Origin of the sequence: Maribellus sp. CM-23 (assembly GCF_021354595.1) — a bacterium.
Lineage (GTDB): Bacteria > Bacteroidota > Bacteroidia > Bacteroidales > Prolixibacteraceae > Draconibacterium.
In genome coordinates, this window is sequence record NZ_JADWYJ010000002.1 from 529353 (window position 1) to 554650 (window position 25298).

Annotated in this window: 22 protein-coding genes; 12 read left to right on the forward strand and 10 right to left on the reverse strand. The window is 43.5% G+C overall.

The window, feature by feature from the left end:
- Positions 1-13 precede the first annotated feature (13 nt).
- Both INQ51_RS09550 and INQ51_RS09555 read right to left on the reverse strand, forming a co-directional pair.
- Positions 14-646 carry a DUF6563 family protein gene (locus tag INQ51_RS09550; RefSeq protein ID WP_233377745.1) on the reverse strand — a complete coding sequence of 211 codons (633 nt, stop codon included), beginning with the start codon at positions 644-646 and terminating at the stop codon, positions 14-16.
- A 307-nt stretch (positions 647-953) separates the two neighbouring features.
- Complete coding sequence (locus INQ51_RS09555; RefSeq protein WP_233377746.1) at positions 954-1751, reverse strand: class I SAM-dependent methyltransferase; 798 nt, start codon at positions 1749-1751, stop codon at positions 954-956.
- Positions 1752-2173: 422 nt separating this feature from the next.
- Between INQ51_RS09555 and INQ51_RS09560 the strand changes: the two genes are divergently transcribed.
- On the forward strand, positions 2174-3616 hold the full coding sequence (locus INQ51_RS09560; RefSeq protein WP_233377747.1) for an SDR family oxidoreductase: 1443 nt from the start codon (positions 2174-2176) through the stop codon (positions 3614-3616).
- Positions 3617-4078: 462 nt separating this feature from the next.
- Complete coding sequence (locus INQ51_RS09565; RefSeq protein ID WP_233377748.1) at positions 4079-5095, forward strand: LamG domain-containing protein; 1017 nt, start codon at positions 4079-4081, stop codon at positions 5093-5095.
- A 466-nt stretch (positions 5096-5561) separates the two neighbouring features.
- Here the strand turns inward: INQ51_RS09565 and INQ51_RS09570 are convergent, their stop codons facing one another.
- Both INQ51_RS09570 and INQ51_RS09575 read right to left on the reverse strand, forming a co-directional pair.
- Positions 5562-6878, reverse strand: coding sequence for a tetratricopeptide repeat protein (locus INQ51_RS09570; protein ID WP_233377749.1), 1317 nt, complete (start codon positions 6876-6878; stop codon positions 5562-5564).
- A gap of 1010 nt (positions 6879-7888) precedes the next feature.
- Positions 7889-8335, reverse strand: coding sequence for a GNAT family N-acetyltransferase (locus INQ51_RS09575; protein WP_233377750.1), 447 nt, complete (start codon positions 8333-8335; stop codon positions 7889-7891).
- 87 nt (positions 8336-8422) lie between these two features.
- On the opposite strand from INQ51_RS09575, the gene INQ51_RS09580 reads away from it, so the two are divergent.
- A complete protein-coding gene (locus INQ51_RS09580) occupies positions 8423-9880 on the forward strand; it encodes a PLP-dependent aminotransferase family protein (protein WP_233377751.1) in 1458 nt (485 codons plus the stop codon).
- 8 nt (positions 9881-9888) lie between these two features.
- Here the strand turns inward: INQ51_RS09580 and INQ51_RS09585 are convergent, their stop codons facing one another.
- The 4 genes from INQ51_RS09585 to INQ51_RS09600 all read right to left on the reverse strand — a co-directional run bounded on the left by INQ51_RS09585 (position 9889) and on the right by INQ51_RS09600 (position 15443).
- Positions 9889-10314, reverse strand: a complete 426-nt coding sequence (locus INQ51_RS09585; protein ID WP_233377752.1) for a VOC family protein — start codon at positions 10312-10314, stop codon at positions 9889-9891.
- A 30-nt stretch (positions 10315-10344) separates the two neighbouring features.
- Entirely contained in the window at positions 10345-11088 is a 744-nt protein-coding gene (locus INQ51_RS09590; RefSeq protein WP_233377753.1) for a helix-turn-helix domain-containing protein, read from the reverse strand.
- A 257-nt stretch (positions 11089-11345) separates the two neighbouring features.
- A complete protein-coding gene (locus tag INQ51_RS09595) occupies positions 11346-13469 on the reverse strand; it encodes a S9 family peptidase (RefSeq protein WP_233377754.1) in 2124 nt (707 codons plus the stop codon).
- Positions 13470-13595: 126 nt separating this feature from the next.
- Positions 13596-15443: a vWA domain-containing protein gene (locus INQ51_RS09600; protein ID WP_233377755.1), complete on the reverse strand. Its 1848-nt coding sequence runs from the start codon at positions 15441-15443 to the stop codon at positions 13596-13598.
- Between the two features lie 113 nt (positions 15444-15556).
- On the opposite strand from INQ51_RS09600, the gene INQ51_RS09605 reads away from it, so the two are divergent.
- Positions 15557-16141 (forward strand): RNA polymerase sigma factor, encoded by a 585-nt coding sequence (locus INQ51_RS09605; RefSeq protein WP_233377756.1) that lies wholly within the window; start codon positions 15557-15559, stop codon positions 16139-16141.
- A complete protein-coding gene (locus tag INQ51_RS09610; protein ID WP_233377757.1) occupies positions 16138-17475 on the forward strand; it encodes a carboxypeptidase-like regulatory domain-containing protein in 1338 nt (445 codons plus the stop codon). Before INQ51_RS09605 ends, INQ51_RS09610 begins: the two co-directional genes overlap by 4 nt.
- A gap of 14 nt (positions 17476-17489) precedes the next feature.
- On the opposite strand, the gene INQ51_RS09615 is transcribed toward INQ51_RS09610, so the two are convergent.
- Positions 17490-17936: a YybH family protein gene (locus tag INQ51_RS09615; RefSeq protein WP_233377758.1), complete on the reverse strand. Its 447-nt coding sequence runs from the start codon at positions 17934-17936 to the stop codon at positions 17490-17492.
- A 67-nt stretch (positions 17937-18003) separates the two neighbouring features.
- On the opposite strand from INQ51_RS09615, the gene INQ51_RS09620 reads away from it, so the two are divergent.
- The 7 genes from INQ51_RS09620 (at position 18004) to INQ51_RS09650 (ending at position 24274) form a co-directional block, all read left to right on the forward strand.
- On the forward strand, positions 18004-18891 hold the full coding sequence (locus tag INQ51_RS09620) for a metallophosphoesterase (protein ID WP_233377759.1): 888 nt from the start codon (positions 18004-18006) through the stop codon (positions 18889-18891).
- A gap of 114 nt (positions 18892-19005) precedes the next feature.
- The gene (locus tag INQ51_RS09625) at positions 19006-19893 is read left to right on the forward strand and encodes a dienelactone hydrolase family protein (protein WP_233377760.1); all 888 of its coding nucleotides are present in this window, start codon (positions 19006-19008) and stop codon (positions 19891-19893) included.
- Positions 19894-19996: 103 nt separating this feature from the next.
- Positions 19997-21721 carry a cellulase family glycosylhydrolase gene (locus tag INQ51_RS09630; RefSeq protein WP_233377761.1) on the forward strand — a complete coding sequence of 575 codons (1725 nt, stop codon included), beginning with the start codon at positions 19997-19999 and terminating at the stop codon, positions 21719-21721.
- A gap of 3 nt (positions 21722-21724) precedes the next feature.
- Positions 21725-22453: an SIMPL domain-containing protein gene (locus INQ51_RS09635; protein WP_233377762.1), complete on the forward strand. Its 729-nt coding sequence runs from the start codon at positions 21725-21727 to the stop codon at positions 22451-22453.
- Between the two features lie 167 nt (positions 22454-22620).
- A complete protein-coding gene (locus tag INQ51_RS09640; RefSeq protein WP_233377763.1) occupies positions 22621-23205 on the forward strand; it encodes a beta-phosphoglucomutase family hydrolase in 585 nt (194 codons plus the stop codon).
- 26 nt (positions 23206-23231) lie between these two features.
- Positions 23232-23591, forward strand: coding sequence for a CidA/LrgA family protein (locus tag INQ51_RS09645; protein WP_233377764.1), 360 nt, complete (start codon positions 23232-23234; stop codon positions 23589-23591).
- Positions 23579-24274, forward strand: a complete 696-nt coding sequence (locus INQ51_RS09650) for an LrgB family protein (RefSeq protein ID WP_233377765.1) — start codon at positions 23579-23581, stop codon at positions 24272-24274. Before INQ51_RS09645 ends, INQ51_RS09650 begins: the two co-directional genes overlap by 13 nt.
- Before the next feature lie 19 nt (positions 24275-24293).
- Here the strand turns inward: INQ51_RS09650 and INQ51_RS09655 are convergent, their stop codons facing one another.
- On the reverse strand, positions 24294-25202 hold the full coding sequence (locus tag INQ51_RS09655; RefSeq protein WP_233377766.1) for a CobW family GTP-binding protein: 909 nt from the start codon (positions 25200-25202) through the stop codon (positions 24294-24296).
- Positions 25203-25298 lie beyond the last annotated feature (96 nt).

The following is a 25298-nucleotide window of genomic DNA, read 5'->3' on the forward strand; positions in this document are numbered from 1 at the left end:
TGGAGCACCGGTGTTATTGTCCGTTTAATAATTGCAAATACTTAAGCAGAACTTCCTCCGACTCTTTATTGGCTTCCTCCTCAAAGCGGTTCAATAATTCATTATTTTTCTGCAACAGCCCGCGTAAAGACTCGGAAGTTACCGTAATAATCTGATGGGTATTTTTATCTACTGCATAAAGGAAACGAAGAAGCGCGAGTTTTGCCCCGGCAAGGGCGCCTCCAACGGCCCCAAAAGAATAGCCCATTTGCATTTGTCGTTCTTGCTCCTCCAAGTTTTGCGAGAGTCCGCCTCTGAAAACAAGGTAATCCCCATCGCTGATAACCGCAGCATACCAAGGCTGTACTTCGTAGTGGAAGCAATTCAGATACAGGGTGTCGCCTAAAGAATAAGCCCAGATTTCTTTTTTCAGATATTTGCTCTTCACAGCCTTGTCTTCCGAAGTTAATTTATAGTCGTTGCCTCCCACCATTTTGATGTCTCCTTTTGTTCTTTTCATCACTCCCAGGTCGATTTGCACGGAAGGACTTCGGTTCACAATCTCATCGAAACTCATGTATGCCCCTTTGGGATAGGATGAATCTTGTGCTAAAGAGAAAGAAAAAACAGTGACTGAAAGAATTATTGTCAATACCAACTGCTTCATGGAAATAAAATTTAAAGGTTTTGTTTTTAGTTTATTATTATCGTCAGTGAGTTTCCGGCCAGTGAAAACTTACCACAACCGGGTAAAAGGGTATCCGGGTTTAGTTTGTTCATAATTGAATCTATTTCAGGAGCCGGTGATTTATTTTTTAGTTTTCCGAAGATAACAAGAAAAACGTTTTTAAAAAGCTGCAAAAAATACATTCCGCAGCATTGCTTTCATCTTTCTCGCTAGCCCACATTGCGCCTGGCGAACTCCACTACTCCCCGCAACAACGAGGGGCAGTGAAATCACCGGCAGACAACAATCAATAACCAGGCTCTTCTTCCAGCAACAGCTTTTCCAGGTAGGGTTTTGTATTGAATTCCCTGCTTAGCTTCCGGTATTCTTCGCGTTCGTCGATCTGTTTCCTGAATTCTGTTTTAATGGCACGCACCATGGTGTTTTTCTCGGTATACCTCGACGAAACAAAGTCGAATATATCCACCTTGTAGTTGTGTCTCTCAAGCAGCAATGCCCGCAAACTGTCTGCAACAAACATCAGCAGCTTATCACGGAACGACTTGTAGCGAACCATCGATTTTAACAACTGCGGCTGAATACTGATGGAATGCTGGCAGCAGGAAACGGACAAAATGATTTTAACGTTGTTCTTTATCCCCAGATACATTGTTTTATCGGTGGCCGTATCGCAGGCATGCAGCGAATACACCATGTCTATTTTTTTTGCGATGGAAAATTCAGTGATATCCATCGCATGAAAATAGATATCCCGGAAATTCATTTCCTGTGCCAGCTTTTGATTTGCCTGCATCAACTTTTCATTGATGTCGACACAATGAATCTCAAGCTCCCTCGATTCTATTTTATGGTAGAAATAATAGATCAAAAAACTCAAATAACAATTCCCGGCACCGCAGTCTACAAAAACCAGCTTTCGTTTGCGGGATGTATTTCTTAGTTCGGCGTGAACGATTTCCAGGTAGGCAATAATTTGCTCTATTTTCACCTGTTTGTCGAGGGATGAATTGGCAAACCTGTCCTGAAGTTTTAACAAATAGAAGAGACGGTTTAGTTCTTCCCTGGTATTTTTATCAATAAGCATTTTCGTGTTGTATTCACGAAGCAATCTGTTAAAAGAAATTTTATGAGGACATACTGAAAATAAGAAGTAGAGCTAATAAAATCTAAATACAACAAACTGCTTCCGTTAATGAAAGTTTGAATTTTAAAAGGCACTTACATGCGCCTTAAAGCAGCGTTTATATTGTAATCAGATTTTGCGTTCCCAAGCCGCCTTTAGCGTATGGGTTGAATTCTCAGCAATGTTTTTTTATGTTCGGCCGTAAAGGTATAAAAAACGGAGAGCCTGCCGAAATAAATTCAGATCTTATGCCCACTCTTCAATAAAATAAAAATTCAACCGGCGGAGAATCCCGATTTGTAGTATCTTACTAAAGCATTTCCGCTGCAAAACGGAAAACCTTCGGAAACGTTCAGTGGTTTAACTAACATCAGCACCGTGTTATGAAGATACTTTTGACCGGCGTTACCGGGTATGTGGGCAAAAGAGTTCTCCCCGTCCTTATCGACAAAGGACACGAAGTGGTGTGCTGTGTCCGCGAAAAAAGCAGGCTCACGCTTCACAAACCACTGCTCGAAAAAATCACGATCATCGAAATCGATTTTCTGAACGAGGTGGTCCCCGGCACTCTTCCTGCCGACATTGATGTGGCCTACTACCTGATTCATTCCATGAGCTCATCAAAAGCAAAATTTGACGAACTGGAATCGAGAGCTGCCCAAAATTTCAAAAAGCACATTGAAGCTACAGCGGCCAAGCAGGTGATTTATTTAAGTGGCATCTCGAACCAGGACAGCCTCTCGAAACACCTGCGGTCGAGACGCATGGTGGAAGAGATTTTGCACAGCAACCATTACGCACTCACCGTTCTCAGGGCGGGCATTATTGTGGGCTCTGGAAGTGCGTCGTTTGAAATCATCCGCGATATTGTTGAAAAGCTACCGGTACTGATCACCCCAAAATGGATACTGACAAAATCGCAACCCATTGCCATTCGCGATGTTATCCAGTTTCTGGTGGGGGTTTTGGGCCGGACGGAATGTTACGGGAACAACTACGACATTGGAGGCCCGGAAGTTTTAACCTACAAGGACATGATGCTGCAATATGCCGAAATGAGGAAATTAAAACGCCGCGTTTATACCACCTCGCTCATCTCGCCGCGGGTTTCGTCGTACTGGCTGTATTTTATTACCTCCGTTTCGTTCAGTCTTTCGATAAGCCTGGTCGACAGCATGAAAAACGATGTTACCTGCAAAGACAACCAACTGGCCGAATTGCTGAAAATACAGCCCATCACCTACCAAATGGCGCTGAAATATGCGTTCCTCAGAATAAAACAAAACCTGGTACTGAGCAGCTGGAAAGATTCCATCATCAGCAGCAGCCTGGGGCTTACCCTTTCCGATTTTATCGAGGTGCCCAACTTTGGCTGCTACAAAGACATTAAAAAGCTAAAGGTCGGCAACGTAGACCAGGTAATCCACAACATCTGGCAGATTGGCGGAGGGAAAGGCTATTACTACGCCAACTGGCTGTGGAAAATAAGGGGTTGGTTCGATTTGCTGCTGGGCGGCGTTGGACTGGCAAGGGGAAGAAAGTTGCCCGGAGAAATTGCCACCGGCGAGGCGCTCGATTTCTGGCGGGTGCTCTACGCCAGCCGCGAAAAAAAACGCTTGCTCTTGTTTGCTGAAATGAAACTCCCTGGTGAAGCCTGGCTCGAATTCAAAATCGACGAAAACAATGTTTTGCACCAAACCGCCACTTTCCGCCCGCGGGGAATCCTGGGACGGCTTTACTGGATCGCCACCTCTCCTTTCCACTTTTTTATTTTTAACGGAATGATCCGGAACATTGCCAAAACCGGAGAAGAGAATGTCGAATGATGATTAACGATTTTAGATGGCAGATACTGAAGAAAGTGATCAATCGCAGTTCACAATTATACAGTTCGACAATTTAACGGTTTAGCCGATACTATCATCAAAGCCAGTGAGAATGTATCCTGTATGATTCTATACCGCTAAGCTACCATGAATGACTCCATGTTATTATATGAAGTAGAATCTCTACCTTCAGATTCTACTATAACTTTTCCGGAATATACTGTGCACTTTATTCATAAAATCATATACATACTTTTTTTATAATATGACATTATATCAAAAAGTTATGTTAATTTTAAGCAACTAAAAAGCATACCATTGAATACACGCCCGCAAATAAAACTCGAATACAAACAACATCGGTAACGATCAGTGTATGGTTTATCTAAAATGAATGAAATTTAGAAAAACCCCAATGTATTATTTATAACATTAAAACTGCTCTAATCAAACATTACTATTATGAAAACAAATTATTTTATTTTTTCCATCCTAATTTTAATGATAATTTCTGTTGGATGCGAAATAGAAGGCCCAGAGGGGAAAAAATCACTCTTAGATTTTGTGAGTGAACCTGCAGGAAATAATTGCTCAAGTGGAGGTTATAAAGTCCTTTCGGGGATAGATTTGAACAATAACAACATACTTGATCATAATGAAATTGAAGTAATTAAATATATCTGTAATGGCGAAAATGGAATTAATTCACTTTTAAGTATGATACCAGAACCTGCTGGCGAGAATTGTGAAGCTGGAGGATTTCGAATTGATTACGGGAAAGACTTAAATAATAATGGTATCCTAGATGAATTTGAGATTGAAGATTTTGTATTTGTTTGTAATGGAGTAGATGAATGTGTATATTCAGGTTTAATTGCCTATTATCCATTTAATGGTAATGCGAATGATATAATTAATCAACATAATGGAACTGAAAATGGAGTTCAACTTACAACTGACAGAAATGGGAAGGCAAATTCGGCATACTTTTTCAATGGAAACAGTAACATAATCGTTCAGGATCATGATTTTTTTAGTAATCTGGACGCTTTTAGTGTTTGCTTGTGGGTTTATCCAACGGCGTTAAACGATACTCACAATACCATAATTTCAAAAGTAACTCCACAACGCGATTTTGACCTTAAAATAAGAAAATCCAATTTATTATATAATTGTCGTTTTGTGCATGATTACCCTTCTGTACATTACATCTGTGATAGTAAAGAAACAGCAAAGCTCAATACCTGGACACATTTAGTTTGCCAATGGACAGGAACCAAATTACAAATATTTATAAATGGTGTTCTTTCAAACGAAAATGATTTTACTGGAAAAGTTCCGCCATGGACAGGAACAATAATGACAATAGGAAGTATGGGAAGTGCTGAATACTTTAGTGGAAAAATTGATGATGTAAGAATATATGACAAAGTCTTATCTGAGCATGAGATCCAACTAATCTACGAATATGCTAAATGAAATATCTGGCCCATCAATTTTGATAAATTGATTTTACGGAATAATAGAGGAAAGCTGTATTTAAAAGAGCCTTTAAATACAGCTTTTAAATTTCCTGCTTTTCACAAAGTGTCATTTTCGTTTTTCCTGCTTAATTTTTCGTTAAACGTGATATGAACAAAATGTGTCATTTTATAAATGATAAACATTCCCCCCGCACCAATTTACAATCGGCTTGAAGTTCCATTGAATCAAAATTTATCTTTACACATAAGACACAAAATGTAAATTTGCGCTGTCTGAAAAGAAAAAGCTGCTTAGCCGTAATCAGGAATGTCTTTTACCGGATGCTGGATTCTGGATATTGAATATTGGATGTTGGATATTGGGCATTCAATCTTTGAACCCTGAACTCTAAACTCGTCTGCAAACTCTACTGCCCCACTTCCCGATGTAATGATGAAAACCAATCGACATTGGCATCTTCTTATTCCACTGCTTGTTCTGCGTCCAGTTTTTCCAGCATTTTTTTGGCGGCGGCGATTTTTATTTTCCGGTTTTTTTCAATCATCTTTTTGGTAATATAGGCTTCAATCCGGTGATGCATGGGCACCAGTATGGCTGCTGCAATTACCATAACAATAAGCGTATACACTGCCGAAAAGTTAACGACCGGGGCAATCTGACTGGCCAGGTACAGGTTGATAAATTCAAAAACCAGCAAGAGGATAAAGATCCCCAAATAGCTCAGCCATTTTTCGCTAACGATAATACTGCGGCTCAACAAAAGAAAAACCAGGATAAAAATGACGATCACACCGGCAATGGCAATGTACTGCAGGTTGGTTTTTTGCTTTTGCAAAAGTACTGCCCGTGCTTCCTCTTTTTCCTGCTGCCGGGCCATTTCTTCGAGCGAAAGTGCCTGAATCTTGTTCCTTTTTTCCTGGTTGTACAAGCTGTCTCTGGCGGCAAGACTAATCTCCAGGTAGGCGTAGGCACTGTCGAATACCTGCTGTGTTTTGTAATAGTCGGCCAAAAATGTACCCGACAAATGAACCAAATCGGTCAGCCCTTCCTTTTCGGCTTTTGTGTAGGCATAGTTGGCGTAATGCAGCATGGAGTCGGGCAGTTCTTTAGATTTGTAGATCTTTGCCAACCCCAGCGCAGCCATTAAACTGAAGTTGTCCGGGTTATGTCTGTCGTAAGCATTTTTATAATATTCCAGTGCCATTTGCTGCTCGTCCATATCAGAATAAATTCCCCCCAAATGGAGCGAGGTCACTCTTTCGCGGTAGATATCACGCTCCCGAAGGGCAATGTCATAGGATTGAAGCACATAAAAACGGGCAGAATCAAGCTTAGATTGGGCAAAATAAATCTGACCGATGTTGGCCAAAGCAACCGCTGCTCCACGTTTATCGCCAATTTTTTCCTTGATATCAAGCGTTTGCGAATTGTACTTTAATGCCTCCTGGTAATGGCCCAATACACCGTGTATGTTGCCAATATTGCCGGTGGTATTGCTAATGCCGGCCCAATCATCTACCGATTCGTATTTTTTCAAGGCACTTAATTGCAATTCCAACGCCTTGGGATAGTTGCCGGTGGCGTAAAAGGCATTGCTCATTACACTTAATGTACGGGCTTCTCCGCGGATATAATTACTTTTTTGGGCCAGCAGCAGGGCCTCTTTTGCCAGGAGCATCGTAGAATCGGGCTTCGACGTGTGGTACAAAAACCCCAGCCGGTTTAACTGAATAACACGCAAAGTATCGTCTTGCCGGGTTTGCAGTTGCTGTCTCAAACTGCTTATTTCTTCCTTCTGTGCCCTAAGGCCAGGGCTTACGGCTACTAAAAAAACGACAAGAATCAGCTGTTTAAGCAAGATGCGGAACTTTGGGGAGATTAATTTTAGCATGGTCAATCAGGTATAAAATGTTTTACTCAATGGGGTCCCTTTGGTAAAGAGCTAGGCTTTAGTCTCATAAGAACAACAACCGAAGCGATAGTGTTCACCAGAGGAGTGAAATTTGCGAAAGCAATGAACATGTGTATGAGAACGATAGCACATTTCCGCATCGTCCGGCCCCTGGCTGTTCCGGATACTCGATACTGGATGCTGGATACTCGATTCTCGATTCCGGATGTTGGATCTTTGAACACTGAAACACTGAACCCTGAACTTTGAACTTTGAACTTTGAACTTCAACAGAGAACTTCCCCGTCGAGTTGTTTGCTCTTTAGGAAACTACGCAATTTGATAAAATACTGCGATCATATCTTTAGGAAACTACGTAGTTTGATAAAATATTTCAGTCAAATCTTTAGGAATCTACGTAGTTTGATAAAAATTTGCACTCATATCTTTAGAAAACTACGTAATCTGATAAAATATCGTCACCTTTTCTTTAGGAAATTACGTAGTTTCATAAAGTATATTGCGCTTGTAATATGTCTTTTACCTCGCGGCACTCTTTTTTTTCGGTTTTAGCACAAGCGCCAACGTTTGGGCGGGTGGATGGATTTTACAAAACCAGGGTCGAACAAGTGCCGCCATTAAACCGGCACTTCTTCCATGCCCTTTGCCCCATGCTCTCGGCAGTTTAGCCATTTTACAATTTAGCAATCACCGTAACTTTGTGATGCCGTGATGCCGTGTTGCTGGTCACTCGCAGTACGAAACACTCTGAACTTTAACCCCTGAACTCAGTCCCTCAGTCCCTCAATCCTTCTGTCCTTCCATCCCTAAAAAAAGAGCCGGACATTGATGCCACCAGCGGAAAATGGCGGGCCGGTGCAGCCCGCCCATGTTGATTATTTCCACCAGTGATAATAGTTGTGCAAACCATCGTACTCAAACCCACAACGCGGATAAAGCGTGTTCCCGATGTTGTTTGTTTTTTCGGTTTCCAGCATCAATCCGCAAGCACCGGTTTCTTCGCACCATTGCTTGCTCCGGTCAATCAAAGCCACCGACAATCCTTTCCCCCGGAACTCCGGATGAACAAACAAATCACTCAACAACCATTGTTTCTCCAGTTTAATGTAATGGAAGAGTTCGTACAGTTGAACAAAACCCGCTGCTTTGTCATCGGCATAAATCAAAAAAATGTGCGACTGCTCTTTGCTCAATCTTTCCTGAATAAACTGTTTGCATTTTTCCAAATCGGGCTGCTGCCTGTAAAAAACTCGGTAAAGGTCGAACAACCCGGCTGCTGCTTCCAGGTCTTCCAAACCTGCTTTTTTAATTTTGTGTTCCATTTTATAATTTTTGTAATTCACACCGCGAAACTATTCCCAAACAGGACTACATTTACCATCCAGTTTTCAAATACCAGGTAGTCCAGTATGTTTCCATTCGAAAATATCATCCACGTAGATAAAGACAGCAAAACCGCTGTTTACAAACAGATTGCTTTTTCGCTTATCAGCGCCATCCGAAACGGCACACTAAAAGCCGGAGCGCCTTTACCGGGCAGCCGCGAACTCGCAAAAGCAGTAGGGGTTCACCGAAAAACGGTCATTGCTGCCTATGAAGAACTGAATGCACAGGACTGGATTACGATCATCCCTAGAAAACATGTATTGGTATCAGAACGCATCCCCCTGCTGGCCCCTCAAAAATGGAATGCTCCGGCGGTTTCAACTCCCTACGGCAATAAGCTTCTACTTCCTTTCAAAAGGGTTGAAGAGATAATAAAAGAATGCGATGAACCTACCCTCTCGGAGCTTATTATTGATGACGGGCATCCTGACGTAAGATTGTCTCCGATTGATGAATTATTAAAAACCTATCGTTCTTATACTTCAAAAAAACACAGTATAAAAAATGCTCACATCGGGGCCGCACAAGGCACCGTGAAATTACGGGAAGAGCTGGCTCATTATCTGGCAGAAACGAGAGGGCTAAATGTTTCGGGGCAAAACCTACTCATTACCCACGGCGCACAAATGAGTATATACCTGGCCGCGCAGCTGCTTCTTGACAAGGATAACCACATTGTAGTTGGAAAACCCAATTACCCCGTTGCCAACCAAACATTTGCAGAAACGGGAGCCAATCTGCTTGAAGTAAATGTAGATGAGAACGGATTGGACACGGATGCTCTGGAAGCCCTGTGCCAAAAGAAAAAGATCAATGCCGTTTATGTTATTCCTCATCATCATTATCCTACCACCGTAACACTAAGCGTGGAAAGAAGAATGAAATTACTGGAACTATCCGTTCAGCATTCATTTGTGCTGATTGAGGATGATTACGACTATGATTACCACTACACATCTTCGCCCTACCTGCCATTGGCAAGCAGCGGTCATAACGGAAACGTTCTCTATATCGGGTCCTTTTCCAAAATACTGGATCCTTCTCTCCGAATTGGTTTTATGGTGGCACCTCAGAATTTCATTGAGCAATGTGTAGCGCTCAGAAAACTTATTGATGTTGGTGGCGACGGCTATATGCAAAATGCTTTGGCCGCTTTGATTAAAAACGGTGAACTCAAACGGCATTTAAAAAAGGCAAAGAAAATCTACTACCAACGCAGAGATTTTCTAAATGCCTTACTAAAAGATAAATTGGGAGCATACGTTTACTTCACGTTGCCTTCGGGCGGAATGGCTATTTGGGTAAAAGTATTACCGGAATATCCTGTCGGCCGACTGGAAGAAAATCCCCGGTTACAAATGCTAAGGGCCGACCGTGAACAGAATGCTTTTCGCTTTGGTTTTGCTTCCATGAACGAAAGTGAATTGGAACAGGCGGTCTCTGTTCTCCAATACAGTTTTGAATCTATGCACAAAACCTGATTACATAGTTAAGCATCCACTTTTTCGGCAAAGGCAAGAATGTATCCGTTTATGTCTTTTACATAAAACTCCTGCATGCCATACCATGCCGTTTTTAGTTCGGTCATCTGCAAAGCTTTTCCTTTGAGTTTTCCGTACAATTCAACCACTCCTTCCACTTCCATGTAAAACGAAACGCTTGCTCCAATGCCCGGTTCAGTCGAAAGAACTACATCGGTTTTAAACGAATCGGAGCGCTGAAACATCAGTTCTACCTGGTCTTTTTGCAAGAGTGCATAAACATATTCTTTTCCGTCGGCCAATGCCTGTTCCACACCGTCCATGCTTTCGGGAACTGCCATTACCAGTTCGAATCCAAAGTTCTCGCTATAAAAATCAACGGTTTGTTTAATGTTCACCACTTCGAGGTTGGGCGTAAGTTTTCCTGCTTTCATTTTCTATATTCTAAAATTTGTGAGGTAAAATTAGCCCTGCTTTCTGGTTGATAATTGTAAAAATCGGTCGTTTTTATTCTGGTAGAGTTTTCGCGGTGTTGTTCCGGTGTATTTCCTTACATCTTTGATAAAATGCGCCTGGTCGAAATAACCTTTCTGAGGAAAGAAGTTTCCTTTTGAAATGTCGTTATAGGAAGATTTACACCGGACTATTTTTAAAAATTCCTTTAAGGGAAAGCCAAACTGCTGATTGAAATAACGATTGATTTGCCTGCTGCTCCAATACACATTCTCAGAAAGTTCCTTTACAGAGCCCGGGGTATCGCTGTAGATAAGTTCAAAAAGCTTTAGTTTCCTAGAGTCTATCTCTCCCAGGTGTTTGATCGAATTTGTAAGCTGGGTTGAAATACCCGCAACAAAATTTTCGAACGCATGACTTTGGTAGTGACTGACATTCCAAAAATCAGGTGGCAGTTGCTTGGTTTCATCCAGGATTGATTTTATTTCGTGCTGAAAAAGGTATTCGGCGGCCAATAGTTTAAACCGGATGGCAAGCATGGTGGTTTCAGCGGGCAGCGTTACATTTGCCGGCTTTGTCCAAACACCTGTAAGTCGCAAACCTACAAACGTTGTCCCCCGGTATTCGGCAATTAAATCAAAGTAACCGTCGGGCAAAATCGTATGTACGGTTTCGGCTTCCGAATTTCCATATTCCCAAAAGCACTTAATAAAGTTCGTTAGAAATCCGCTTGGTTTTATCTCCCTGTATCTCATGCACGTTTACGTTTTCATGAAGTTTAGTTACCCCATCTCCACTTCAGCTTTTATTACAACAATAATACTGCGGGAGCTTCATTTTTCCAAATACAAGCTGACTTCAGCCTGCCCATTGCAAAAAAGCGATGTATACAAAAGAGCATACTCTTTGTTCTAAGACAAAGAGTAAAATCCGGCTGATAAGCCAATGACCAGTTAAAATGAAAGATCCGATCCGTTTTCGTTTCAACTTATACGGATCGGATCCCTCTATTTTATAAATAATCGAAAAAGTACTGGCTTACCTTTTCCATCAGGTGAACACGGTCTTTACCGCGTACATTGTGCGGATGAATCGGATAGGCAAAAAAGTCAACCGGCTTGTTTTGCTTCACACATTCGCGCAGAAACTTCATGCTGTGCTGCATCACCACGGTGGCATCCTGCGCACCGTGAATCAGCATCAGTTTCCCCTGCAAATCCTTTACATGATTTTCCATGTTTGATTCTTCGTAACCTTCCGGGTTTTCCTGCGGCATATCCATGTAACGCTCGCCATACATTATTTCATACATACTCCAGTCGACCACCGGACCACCGGCAACGCCTACTTTAAACACTTCGGGATGACGCATCATCAGGTTTAGTGTCATAAAACCACCATAGCTCCAGCCATGAACACCCATCCGGTCGGCATCCACATAAGGCAGGCTTTTCAGGTACTCCACTCCCTGCATCTGGTCTTCGGTTTCCGGAATCCCCAGCTGACGGTGAATCGCCGTTTCAAACGCCCGCCCACGGTTGTTGGTGCCGCGGTTATCCATGGTAAAAGCAATGTACCCCTGCGAAGCCATGTAGTACTGCCACCAACGGGTTTGGTACTGCCAGCTTTTATCCACCATTTGCGAATGCGGCCCGCCGTAAACATACACCACCACCGGGTATTTTTTCGATGAATCAAAATTCGGAGGAAGAATCAAACGCCCGAACAAATCGTATTTTCCGTCAGCCGTTTTCAGCGTAACCAGTTTTGTTTCGCCCAGGTCGTAATCAGCCAAGGGGTTGGCCGCTTCAAAAATATTTTGCTGAACTTTCCCATTGGCCGATAACAAGTCAACCTTCCGGGGCACCTCCACTCCGTTCCAGTTATCAATCACATACGACGCACCGGGGCTTAACACCGCCCTGTGCATCCCCTCACCCACCGAAAGCCGGGTACTTTTACCGCTTTTCACATCAATCCTGTAAATGTGATTTTCGATGGGGCTATCCAGCGTTCCTTCCACAAAAAGGCTTTTCTCTTTCGGATCGAAACCCAGCAGGCGGGTAACTTCCCACTCGCCTTTTGTAAGCTGCTTTACCAACTGCCCATCGGTGTTGTATTTATATACGTGAAACCACCCATCCTTACGACTCAGGTAGTAAAACTCCGCAGGATTTACTTTTGAAAAATGTATCGGGAACAAAGGTTCCACATAGGTATCGCCTGTTTCTTCGAACAAGGTTTTTACTTTATCACCAGTGGCAGCGTCGTAACAATTCAGCTGCATGTGGTTTTGCTCCCGGTTGAGCTCGGCCATGTAAATATTTTTCTCGTCGGGCGACCAGGCAACGTTGGTCAGAAAATGATCGAGTGGTTCGCCTGTTTTCAGAAAAGTAGTGCTACCGGTTCCGATGTTGTAAACCCCCAACGTAACGTGGTGACTTGCAAGTCCGGCCATCGGGTATTTTACCGGTGTGTACGAGGCTTCGCGGGCCATATAATCCACCAGTGGGTAATCGCTTACCATGCTTTCGTCTTTGCGATAGAAAGCGATAAAATTTCCGTTGGGCGAAATAAAAATGCCGTTGGAAATTCCGAATTCATTGCGGTGTACGCTTTGTCCGTTTACAATGCCCTTGCCACCGTCGCGGGTAATTTGTTTTACGGCACCGTCGTTCAGGGCCACATACAAATCATCGCCCTGCGTAAAAGCCACCCATTTCCCCTGCTCCGAAAAAACAGCGTTTTGCGCTTCTTCCGGCAGTTGGATCGAATAAACCAGCGACTTTTCGGTTGCATTTACCACGAAATAAGTACCGGAAGCCTGTACCAGCAAAGAGCCGTCTTTCAACCAATTGAAAGCAGGAAAATAACGCAACGAAGCACCGGTGATTTCTTCCAGTTCGTTGGTGGTCAACAGGCATTTTTCCTGGCCTGTTTTTGCATGGATGACCATCAGCGAGTCGCTTTTTATCTGCGTATAGTTTTCATCATCCTGCCAGGAAAGTCCCCTGACCGATGCCGGGTTTAAATGTGTATAACGCCCCATTATGGCATCTTCGAGGCTCATTTGTTTGGTTTGGGCAACTACCGATAGTTGAGCAAACAATAGAAATAAAAATACAATCCGATACATTTTCTGTGTTTTAATTTGGGCGACGAATGTACTAAAAGTTACGGACAGGGGCGATGAGAAATGGCAGGGATCCTGTTGTCCAAAAACCACTGAACAAATCCCTGCCCTGAGATAAATCACGAAAGATTACTCTTTTTCTTCTGCCAGTAATTGCAGTTCATCCACCATTTTTACCAGTTGAATAAACTCCGAACGATAGCCTTCCTCATCGTCGCCTTTGGCATCGCGTGCCAGTTTCAGAACAGATTCGGTACTGGCATTCCCGGCAAATTCCGAACGGCGCAACAACATTCCAAATTCGGCCACAGCTGCCGAGAAGCGGAAATTATCCGAAGTATTCTCCAGCAAATTAGTTGCAACCGGAATTTCCAGCAGTTTGCTTTTGCCACCTTCGGGAGCTTTGTAACGCAGCTTAACCGTCAGCAACTCCTCGCCCATTTTTCCCGAAACTGTTTTGGAGGTCTGGTATTTCAACGGATCCACTGAAGGTTTGTGATCGTCATCAGATGAGTTGGCCGGCACTATTTCGTACAAAGCCGTTACCGTATGACCGGCACCCATTTCGCCTGCATCTTTTTTATCGTCATTGAAATCTTCATCGTTTAGCAAGCGGTTTTCGTAGCCCACCAATCGGTATGATCTTACCTGTTTGGGATTAAACTCCAGTTGAAACTTTACGTCTTTGGCAATCGTGAAAAGCGTTCCGCCAAATTCGGTGATAAAAACTTTCCGGGCTTCCTGAATATTGTCGATGTAAGCATAATTCCCGTTGCCCTTATCGGCGATCGTTTCCATTTTATCGTCTTTGATATTGCCGCTCCCAAACCCCAGAACGGTCATAAACACGCCTTTTTCACGTTCCTTTTCCACCAGCCGCTCCATTTCCGAAGTACTGGAAACGCCCACGTTAAAATCACCATCGGTAGCCAGAATAATGCGATTATTGCCCCCTTCAATAAAGTTTTCCCCAGCAATTTTGTAGGCCAGTTTCAGTCCTTCTCCTCCGGCCGTCGAACCTCCGGCATTCAGACGTTCCAGTGCATCCAGAATCGTTTTCTTTTTATTTCCGGGAGTGGAATCCAACACTTTGCCTGCTGCTCCCGCATACACCACAATGGCCACGCGGTCTTCGGGGCGCAATTCATTCACCAGCATACTAAAGGCGCGTTTTACCAGCGGAAGTTTATCGGTTGAATTCATCGAACCGGAAACATCGAGCAGGAAAACCAGGTTCGAAGCCGGTAGGTTTGTTTTATCAATGTGTTTTCCCTGCAAACCAATGTGCATCAGGTAATGTTTTGGATTCCAAGGGCAGGTTGAAACTTCGGTGCTTACACTAAACGGATGTTCTCCGTCGGGCGCGGGATAATCGTAATCAAAATAATTGATCATTTCCTCCACTTTCACGGCATCCACAGGCGGCAAATTTCCCTGATTGATGTAGCGGCGCACGTTGGAATAAGCCGCCCTGTCAACATCAATCGAAAACGTGGAAAGCGGACTGGCTTTCACATCCTTGAAACCGTTTTCGCGGATGGTTGAATAATTTTCGGTGTTGTAATCCGCTGCCGCCCAAATATGGCGGGTGCCCCTAACTTTTACTCCCGAAACGGCACCGCACAAACTGACATTTTTCTGTACCCCGTAAGCAACCACCACTACCTCATCTAAGTTCGCGTTATCTGCCTTCAAAACCACATTCAAAGTATTACTACCGGGTATTTTCACTTTTTCGGTTTTCATTCCTACAAAAGAAAATACCAGTCTTTTATCTTCAGGATTGATCGTAATCTTATAAAAACCGTTTGCATCGCTTACCGTTCCCCGCGAGGTGCCCTCTACAGTTATGGTTACTCCGGGAAGCACAGCTCCCGATTCATCGGTGATTGTTCCGGAAATCTCTCTGCTTTCGTTCGAAAAAGCCATGGCAACAAAGCTTAGTGCCATCATCAGGATTAAAAATATTCGTTTCATAATTTTCAGATTTAAATTTGCATTCACTAACAGGATGCACGCGCGAACTGAATTCCATAAAAAATTTTAAAGTTTTCTGAATTATTCTACTTTTAGGTGATTTTCACACCAGCATGAAGCTCATCTACAACCGCCACCGAAATTCAAAAAGCGATGAAGAATTGCTTGCTCTTTTTATTGAAGAAGGGCGTGTGGGCGCGTTGGGTGAACTTTACGAACGGCACATTCACCTGGTTTTCGGATTGTGTCTGAAATACCTGAAAGATACCCACCAGGCCAAAGATGCGGTGATCTCGATCTACGAAAAGGTTCAGACTGAGATAGATCGCCACACCATCAGGAACTTTAAAAGCTGGCTGTACGTAGTTAGCAAAAACCATTGTTTGATGGAATTGCGCAAGGCAAAACCGGGGCAGATTATTTCATTGACCGAAGTAGAAAAGAGCGATTCTTTTATGGAATACGATGCCGAAATGCATCCTATTGACGGAGAACAAACCGAAGAATTGGAGAAGGCGTTGCAGGAATGCATCGAACATTTGAAGATGGAACAGCAAAAAAGCATTCGCTTGTTTTATTTTAGCAATAAATGTTACCGCGAAATTGCGGATTTTCTGCACACCGATGAAAAAAAAGTAAAAAGCTATATTCAGAATGCAAAACGAAATTTGAAGATTTGTCTGGATAAAAAGAAATGAAGAAAGGGGAAAGACATATCGGCTTTGATGATTTCAGAAGGTACCGTACCAACGAAATGACACTTGCAGAACGGAATGCGTTTGAAAAAGAACTGCAAAAAGATCCGTTTATGGCCGATGCTTTGGAAGGCATGGAACAGCTTTCCCCGGAAGAAATATCTCAGCACGTTCAAGAGCTTTCTGCCCGGATTCCTACACCTAAGAAAAGCCGAAAGATCAGGTTCATTGCTGCGGCGGCCTCCATTCTGATTCTTATTTCGATGGGTATTTTATGGCTCCAGATCAACCAGGAGAATCCTGTTCCCGAACTAACACAAACGAAGAAGATGGAACTCCCTCCCGAGGTACAGAAAAAGGGAGATATGTCGCTTATAACCGACACTGATACAACATTTACGATCAACGAAATAGAAATTGAGCCGGAACTGGATGAACCGGAAATAACAGAAACAGATATAATTAGCATTGTATCCAAACCGGAAAAAGCTGCCCGGGTTATGGCTCCGATTGAAAGGAAAGAGCCGAAAATGCTTGCGGAAGCTTTTGACAAAGAAAAAAACCAGCCGGTTGAAATGCTAACGGGTCGTGTTGCGGGAGTGACGGTTCAAAGAAAAGACTCACCCAAAATAAGAGGTGTGGCCGGGCATGTGGCCACCGATGATAACATAAGAATAAGAGGTTATGCCACCGTCGCATCTCCGGCAAAAGGGAAAACGCTGCGAGGGAAGGTAATTTCGGGCACCGATAAATTGCCTTTGCCCGGTGCTGCGCTTACTGAAAAAGGCACGGCCAATGGCACGCTTACCGATATCGATGGTAATTTTGTACTTCCATTGAAAGACAGCCTTTCCACCGTAACGGTCAGTTTTATTGGAATGGTAAGCAAGGAAATTTCTCCGGCCGACAGCCTGAATGCAACCATAGAACTCGACGAAGATATGTTGGCCCTGGACGAAGTGGTAGTAGTTGGGTACGGTACGCAAAAGCAACAAAACCTAACCGGAAGTGTAACAGAAGTAAGTCCCGCGCCCCAGTCTCAAAAGCTGGCGGCAGAACCGGTTTCCGGACACAAAGCTTATCGTGAATATTTAAACCGGGAAGCCATTTTACCGCCCAGCTACCCGGAAGATAAAGTGGTGATAAAGCTCCATATCAATTTTAACCGAAACGGAGTGATTCAATCAATCGAAAACCTGAACCAGGCCGATGAAACGCTGTTTGCAAAAGCAAAACAAATCATCATAGACGGACCTGCGTGGAATCCGGAATTGGTTAACGGAGAGAAAGTGGATTCAAGCGTAAAACTTCGAATCGTATTCAGAAAAGAAAAGTAAAATCAGCTATAAACTCAATTCTCTGCACTGGAGTGGTCGTTGATAATTTTCCATTCGCCTTTTATTTTTTGAATCACCAGGGTAAAATGCCCCGCAACATCGCCAACCTCCCGTGTTAACTCAAAACGGCCAATCATCAACACTGTTTTTGTATCAATTTGCGAAAGATTCAGCACTTTTAAATCAAGGTGCCCCATTGCTTTTTTGTCCGGATAACCTTTTTTGTAATTATCCAGCGTTGCCTGCCAGCCGTAAGTTGGGCCGCGGCTTCCGACAAACGAAAGTTGATCCGATTTCCAGTAAGTTTCCATGAACTTCTCCAGCTTGCCTTCGTTCCAGGCGTCCACCTGTTGTTGAATCAGTTTCCGAATATTGTTCTCATCTTTTTCACTCAAACGATTTTCAGCCATTACCGAAAAGCTAAAAAGAAGCGTAAGTAGTAGAATTATTGTTTTTTGCATATTCAATTTTGAATGTTCCTTGCTAAATTAGCAAACCTGCCATTACAGGAAGCATAAATTCGACTCAATGACAAGAAAATCGATGGTAAAACTCTTTTTTGTTGTATGGCTGATTGGTTTTAGCCAGGCAGCAAAGTCGCAAATTCAATTGGGCGTATTTGCCGATTGTCAGTATTGCGATTGCGATACCAAAGGCACGCGCTTTTACCGAAACTCGCCCCATAAACTGCACGATTGTATCGAACATTTCAATAGCCATAAGGTGGACTTTGTTGTTGGATTGGGAGACTTGATCGATAAAAATTTCTCCAGTTACGACAGTGTTTATCCAATCCTTGCACAATCAAAAGCAGAGATTTTCCAGGTAATAGGCAACCACGACCTGTCTGTTAAAAATGAATATTTTGAACAGGTACCTCAAAAACTAAAGCTCGAAAAGAGCTGGTATTCGTTTACAAAAAAAGGGTGGCGTTTTATTTTTCTGAACGGAAGTGATCTGACTTTTCAATCGAACGATCCGGAAACGGTAGAAAAAGCCAAGATGCTTACCGCAAAGTTGAAAGATGAAGGCAAACCCAATTACCACGAATGGAACGGAGGAATTGGGAAAGAACAACTTCAATGGATGGAAAGCCAGCTTCAGGAGGCGCAAGCCAGTCGGCAAAAAGTAATATTGTTTTGTCATTATCCGCTGCTTCCCTACGAAGCACATTCGCTTTGGAATGCAGAAGAAGTGGTTGATATTCTGAAAAAATACGATGCGGTAAAATGCTGGATGAATGGGCACAATCATGCGGGCAACTATACATTTTCAGATAGCATCCATTTTTTAAACCTGAAAGGCATGGTTGAAACTGAAGCGATCAACTCATTCGCCATCATAAAACTTAGTGAGACTGCAATTGAAGTTACTGGTTTTGGAAACGAGCCACAACGTATTTTGCCGCTGAATTAGTTGCCCGAAGAATCACAATTTCATCTTCATTACGCTTTATGCAAACTGGTTAAAAGTCTTTTCCCGATTGAACAAAAACGTTCTTGTTCAGGTTTTTAAGGAAAATACTTTTCCATGAAGCACATCAAAAAAGAACAACTCGACCAGGGCGTATTTGACCTGTACGACGAGTACGCGCACAACAAGATTGATCGCCGGCAATTTATGGAACGACTTTCGGTCTACGCGGTAGGCGGATTGACGGTTTCGTCGCTGATGAGTTTTATAATGCCCGATTACCAGGAAAAAATCCAGGTAAAGGCCGATGACAGCCGCTTAAAAACTGAAACTATCGAATATACTTCACCGAAGGGTGGAGGAAAAATCAAGGGGCAACTATCGAGACCTGCCAACCATGCGAAAAAACTACCCGGAATTGTGGTGGTCCATGAAAACCGGGGCTTAAACCCGCACATTGCCGATGTGGGCCGACGCGCCGCTCTGGAAGGCTTTATTTCGCTTTCGCCGGATGCCTTAACACCGCTGGGAGGTTACCCGGGTAACGACGATGACGGACGGGCACTGCAAAGCAAACGCGACCGGAACGAAATGCTCGAGGATTTTATTGCCGCTTTCGAAACACTCAAAAACCACCCCGAATGTGATGGAAATGTTGGCGTAGTTGGTTTCTGCTTTGGTGGCTGGATCTCGAATATGATGGCGGTGCAGGTACCGGATTTAAAAGCTGCCGTTCCGTTTTACGGAGGCCAACCGGAAACCGGGGATGTTCCGCAAATAAAGGCCCCTCTCCTGCTCCATTTTGCATCGCTCGACCAACGGGTAAACGCAGGCTGGCCAGCCTACGAAGCTGCCTTAAAAGCCAATAGTAAGAAATACACCGCCTACATGTACGAAGGCGTAAATCATGGTTTTCACAACGATACCACCCCCCGCTACGACGAAACGGCCGCCAAACTGGCCTGGCAACGAACCATCAACTTTTTTAAAGCAAATTTATCGTAAAACACCGCGAACTTTTTTTTCAAACTAAAAATAGAAAGGCCGTAAACAAATGATTTTACGGCCTTTTTGTTATTTTTACAACTTAAGCCAATACTCCTTCATTATGAAACTAAAACTGCTATCCGTCCTGCTTTTATTTCATCTTTCAATTTTTGCCCAAACCCGTGAAAAAGCTTTTGAAATTAACTCGAAACTGGGCCGCGGAATAAACTTCGGGAACATGTTTGAAGCCCCCTCCGAAACCGGATGGGGAAACCCCTGGAAGCCGGATTACCCGCGCATGATTGCCGATTTGGGTTTTACGCATGTTCGGATCCCGATTCGCTGGGAACCGAGCGACCGCAGCAATCCCGCAGCCCCGTACACCATTGCCCCGGTATTTCTGAATCGCATAAAACAGGTGGTTGATTCGTGCCTGAACAATGGTTTGTCGGCCATCATTAATATGCACCATCACGAAGCACTCTTTGCTGATCCTGACGGACAAAAGGAGCGTTTTCTGGCTCAATGGAAGCAAATCTCGGAGTACTTTAAAGATTACCCGGATCAGTTGCTTTTTGAAATTCTGAATGAACCACACGGCGATCTAACCGCGACCAAATGGAACAACTTTTTAGCCGATGCTCTTACCTCCATCCGCCAAGATAATCCTAACCGGATTGTACTGATCGGAACACCCGAATGGGGCGGTTTGGGCGGCCTGTCGAAACTCGAAATTCCTAACGATCAAAACATCATTTTAACCATCCATTACTACAATCCGTTTCATTTTACCCACCAGGGCGCTGAATGGTCGGAAGGTTCGGAAGCCTGGCTTGGCACCAAATGGACGGATACCGAAACCGAGCGTCAGGTGATACAAAACGAATTTGCCCCTTTGAAAAAACTGGAACTGGAACAGCATATTCCGATACACATTGGCGAGTTTGGTTCGTACAGTAAAGCCGACGAGGTATCGCGAAAAAAATGGACCACCTACCTGGCCCGCTACTTTGATTCGCTGGAGTGGAGCTGGGCGTACTGGGAATTTAGTGCTGGCTTTGGAATCTACAATCCCGGCTCTCAAACTTTCAACCAGTTTTTGGTGGATGCCTTGCTGCACAACCCTATGCCCGAACCGGCTTATTATATTGGAACTCCGGTTTATTCCTCCGATTTTTCGCAAACCATTTCAGAATGGAACCTGTATTTACAAAGCACCGCATCAGCCACCATGCAACGCGCCAATAATCAGTTACAAATAAACATCGGAACCATTGGGACACAAAACTGGTTTGTGCAGCTGGTTAAAAACGGAATTCAGCTGGAGGAAGGGAAAAAGTACCGGGTAACCCTAACAGCCACAGCAACGGCCGAACGTACGATTACCGCCTACCTTGGGCAAAATGCTGATCCATGGAAAGCTTACAGCGATTACAACTCCATTACCCTGTCGACAAGCCCCAAAGAGTATTCTTTTGTTTTTACCATGAACAGTTCAGACAATGCTGCCAGACTGGTTTTCGACCTTGGTGTATCAGCTGATGATGTCTATTTTGACTCAATTGTTCTTGAATCAATCGAATTACAGGAGCCCACTTCAGCACGGCAAAAAGAAGAGTTGAAAACAAAAATTTTCCCCAATCCGGTTAGCTCTTTGTTAACGATAAATAACTCCGATAATTTTCAACAACTTACTATAACGAATGCGATAGGAAAAACACTTCTGAAGCAAAACATAAACGAACAAATCAACAGCATCAACATGAATCAGCTGGCTTCTGGCATTTATTTTGTATCCCTGCTGAGCCAGAACAGAAAACATACAACACAAATTATTAAAAAGTAAGTCATGAAAAAGATCCTATTATTACTTGCTGTTATAAGTATTACAGCAACATCGTTTGCGCAGTCGGCAGCAACAGGCGCCCAGATTGCGGTAGAAGGGAAATCATCGGTTAAGCTGATGCCGGAAGATTTGTCGTTTACAGTTAACTTAAGCGTAAAAGACAATAATTATACAAAGTGTGCCGAAATGGCGGTTGAAAAAATGGACAACATCAAGAAACTCTTTGTAAAAAACGGTATCGACAAAGATTTGATCAAAGCAAATAATTATTCAATCCGCGAAATCCAGAAATACGATCCGGAACTGCGGCAGTCTGTTTTTGATGGTTACGAAGCCAATATTCCGGTGACGATCCGAACCAAACGGGATTACAAAAAGAACGATAAAATCTTTGAGCTGATAAAAGACAACCTGGAATCGAACTTCAACCTCAATTTTTCGCTTTCCGAAGAACAAATGGATGCAGTAAAAGAAAAGCTAATCACGCTGGCAGTGCAAGATGCCCGTCAGAAAGCCGAATGGATCGCCAAAGCTTCGAGAGCCTCGCTCGGAAAAATCAAAAACATTCAATACGGGGAACCCCAAAGATCAATTGGGCCGGTACAACCGGAACTGCGGATGTTTGCCATGATGGACCAGGAGGGAGCTGCAGCCAAAATTACGGATGTACTCAATCCGGATGAAGTGGAAATGCACACCAATATTTTTATTTCGTGGGAAATTAACCAATAATCAGCCGTACAACAGATAAAAACGAAGGGGACCCGCAAAGTCCCCTTTTCATTTGTCGTTTCAACCATAACGCTTTCTTTTAACTGATAATTAAATTTTTACGCTGGCCTCACAAGGCAAGGTACTTCTCAGCGGCTTCTGTTACCTTTGACGGCAAATAATTAAACATGGGAATAACAGTTCATCCGGAGGCAAAAGCCCTGATCTTTGATTTGGACGGGACACTGTCCGATTCACTTCCGGTCCACCTGAAAACCTGGGAGATGATTGCCGAACAATTCGGATTTAATTTCGATCCTCAAATTCTTTACGAATTAACAGGCCGCCCCACCATCGATTTTGCACGACGCGTGGTAGAAAAATACGGAGTAAACGAAGCACCTGAAAAAATTGTAAGGATGAAACAGGAATTGTTTTGGGAACACGCCTCGCTGTTAAAACCTCATAAACCGGTGGTTGATCTGGTGTTTGAACACCACGGGAAACTCCCGATGGCCATTGGAACAGGTGCCAGCCGGCGAAGCGCCGAAGTTCAATTGAAAGCGCTCGGATTAAACAAATATTTTGAAGCGGTGGTAAGTGCTGACGATGTTACCCTTCACAAACCACAACCCGAAACATTTTTAAAATGTGCAGAATTAATGGGCGTTCAGGCACACGAGTGCCAGGTTTTTGAAGACGGAGTATTGGGTATCGAAGCCGCCGAAACTGCCGGGATGTTTATAACGGATGTTCGTCCGTACACTTACTAATCAAGCCTTTCATCATACAATTCGTTATGAAAGTATTAAAACAACTTTTTATTATCCTGGGGATTAACCTGGCGGGCGACTTACTGAGCCGTTACCTCCACCTCCCCATTCCGGGATCAATTACCGGCATGATCTTACTGCTGATTCTGCTGCTTACCGGAGTTCTGAAAGAAAAGCACATCCGGGAAACGGCCGATTTTATGATCCAAAATATGGGTTTCTTTTTTATTCCGGCAACTGTAGGTGTACTGGTTACTTATCATGCATTAGACGGTTACTACTTTCAAACCGCGCTGGTCGTGGTTTTGTCAACGGTTATCGTTTTGGCGGTTACAGCTTTGTCTACCCAGCTTTTAATCAATCTAAAAGAAAAATGGAAACGATAACCAACGCACACCTTTTTGGTATTTTTCTGACAGTGGGCTGCTTTTACCTGATTTCGCTTGCCCGGCGAAAATCAGGATTTAACTGGCTTAATCCGCTCTTGTTGTCAACGGTCATCATTATCTGCATCCTTGTTTTGGGTGAAATTCCCTACGAACATTATATGAAAGGCGGAGGGGTTATTCATGCGCTTTTGGGACCGGTTACGGTTGTTTTGGCCCTGCCCTTATATCGCCACCGTAAACTTTTGGTTGAACACAAATATTCAATCATCGGAGGAATTGTTTCCGGAGTTGTCTCGGCCATCGTTTCGGTCATTGTTCTCAGCCGTTTGTTGGGATTGAACGAATTTCTGGAGCGCTCCCTTATCGGACACTCGGTTACCACCCCTATCGGCATCGGGCTGAGTGATATGCTGCAGGCAAACGAAGGAATCACCATCATTTCGATTATGATTACCGGCTTGCTGGGCGCATCTATCGCTCCTTTTATGCTGAAATTACTACGTGTAACACATCCGGTGGCAAAAGGACTGAGTATTGGAACCTCGTCGCATGCACTGGGAACCACCAAAGCCATTGAAATGGGTGAAACCGAAGGCGCTATGAGCGGACTGGCAATCGGAGTAGCTGCTTTAACAACCGTTCTGATAGTAATTTTACTGCAATTTATGGGATGGTATTAATCTATTCAAAAACGAAGGATTAAAACTGAATACCTTCCAGTTTCCCGATAAAAACGACTTTGCTTTCTCCCGGTTCAAGCACCAGATCTCCTTCTGTTATTTCAAAGTTGCCGCCAATCCCCTGTAAAATATATTCAAATGGTTCGTTCTCGAAGTAAAGTATTCCTTTGGTTCGGTATATCAGCCGCTTGTTTACATCCATCAAATAGGAAAACCAGCGTAGAAATTCGTTCTTGTTGATGGGCTTATCGAATTCCATCAACCTGGTTTCAATATGGCTGTGCCCTGTTCCGAAGGAGATAAAATCAAATGCTGTTCGCTTTTTCCGCTGAATGTCGTGCAGATCAATTCCTGCGACATCGCCATAATCCAAGAACATGATCCTGGCAAAAGGATTAAGCGCCGCAATTTCGGTACTTTTTTGCTGCTTTTCTTCATCAGTCAATCCTTCCGATTTGTTGACCAGCACCCAATCGGCCACCGCCAGTTGCTTCAGGCTGATCTCCTTTTCGGGTTGATTGTCAAAATGAAGAGCATCGTACAAACAAATGGTTCCGTTGTATGAATAGAGTTCCTTCAGGTTCTCATCAGCAAAAAAAGGCTGAATAACAGGCGCCGGGTCGGCCACACCTGTGGTTTCGATCAGTAAATGCTCCACATCCGGAAAACGATCGGCCAACTCCTGTAACACCAGTTCGTATTCATCGGTAATGGTACAGCAAATACACCCTTGCTTTAGTTCGAACATTTGACTGGCATCCACTCCTTTTATGAGTTGGGTATCAATCGCCACTTCGCCAAATTCATTTTCCACCAAGGCAAATTTACTGTCAGCATACTGCTTCAGTAACTGATTGATAAAAGTAGTTTTCCCAGCTCCCAGAAAGCCGGTGATAACAGTAACCGGTATTTTAGTCTTTTCCTTCAATACAAATGTGTATGTAACTCTCGCCCTTCGGGCACTCCTCACTGAGAAGGAAGATTATTCTCTTTTCAAAAGCTTCTTGTTTTCCAAAACTTAAAC

Coding starts and splice junctions, on each gene's coding strand:
- INQ51_RS09550 (WP_233377745.1), bottom strand. CDS start 646: ATGAAGCAGTTGGTATTGACAATAATTCTTTCAGTCACTGTTTTTTCT.
- INQ51_RS09555 (WP_233377746.1), bottom strand. CDS start 1,751: ATGCTTATTGATAAAAATACCAGGGAAGAACTAAACCGTCTCTTCTAT.
- INQ51_RS09560 (WP_233377747.1), top strand. CDS start 2,174: ATGAAGATACTTTTGACCGGCGTTACCGGGTATGTGGGCAAAAGAGTT.
- INQ51_RS09565 (WP_233377748.1), top strand. CDS start 4,079: ATGAAAACAAATTATTTTATTTTTTCCATCCTAATTTTAATGATAATT.
- INQ51_RS09575 (WP_233377750.1), bottom strand. CDS start 8,335: ATGGAACACAAAATTAAAAAAGCAGGTTTGGAAGACCTGGAAGCAGCA.
- INQ51_RS09580 (WP_233377751.1), top strand. CDS start 8,423: ATGTTTCCATTCGAAAATATCATCCACGTAGATAAAGACAGCAAAACC.
- INQ51_RS09585 (WP_233377752.1), bottom strand. CDS start 10,314: ATGAAAGCAGGAAAACTTACGCCCAACCTCGAAGTGGTGAACATTAAA.
- INQ51_RS09590 (WP_233377753.1), bottom strand. CDS start 11,088: ATGAGATACAGGGAGATAAAACCAAGCGGATTTCTAACGAACTTTATT.
- INQ51_RS09595 (WP_233377754.1), bottom strand. CDS start 13,469: ATGTATCGGATTGTATTTTTATTTCTATTGTTTGCTCAACTATCGGTA.
- INQ51_RS09600 (WP_233377755.1), bottom strand. CDS start 15,443: ATGAAACGAATATTTTTAATCCTGATGATGGCACTAAGCTTTGTTGCC.
- INQ51_RS09605 (WP_233377756.1), top strand. CDS start 15,557: ATGAAGCTCATCTACAACCGCCACCGAAATTCAAAAAGCGATGAAGAA.
- INQ51_RS09610 (WP_233377757.1), top strand. CDS start 16,138: ATGAAGAAAGGGGAAAGACATATCGGCTTTGATGATTTCAGAAGGTAC.
- INQ51_RS09615 (WP_233377758.1), bottom strand. CDS start 17,936: ATGCAAAAAACAATAATTCTACTACTTACGCTTCTTTTTAGCTTTTCG.
- INQ51_RS09620 (WP_233377759.1), top strand. CDS start 18,004: ATGACAAGAAAATCGATGGTAAAACTCTTTTTTGTTGTATGGCTGATT.
- INQ51_RS09625 (WP_233377760.1), top strand. CDS start 19,006: ATGAAGCACATCAAAAAAGAACAACTCGACCAGGGCGTATTTGACCTG.
- INQ51_RS09630 (WP_233377761.1), top strand. CDS start 19,997: ATGAAACTAAAACTGCTATCCGTCCTGCTTTTATTTCATCTTTCAATT.
- INQ51_RS09635 (WP_233377762.1), top strand. CDS start 21,725: ATGAAAAAGATCCTATTATTACTTGCTGTTATAAGTATTACAGCAACA.
- INQ51_RS09640 (WP_233377763.1), top strand. CDS start 22,621: ATGGGAATAACAGTTCATCCGGAGGCAAAAGCCCTGATCTTTGATTTG.
- INQ51_RS09645 (WP_233377764.1), top strand. CDS start 23,232: ATGAAAGTATTAAAACAACTTTTTATTATCCTGGGGATTAACCTGGCG.
- INQ51_RS09650 (WP_233377765.1), top strand. CDS start 23,579: ATGGAAACGATAACCAACGCACACCTTTTTGGTATTTTTCTGACAGTG.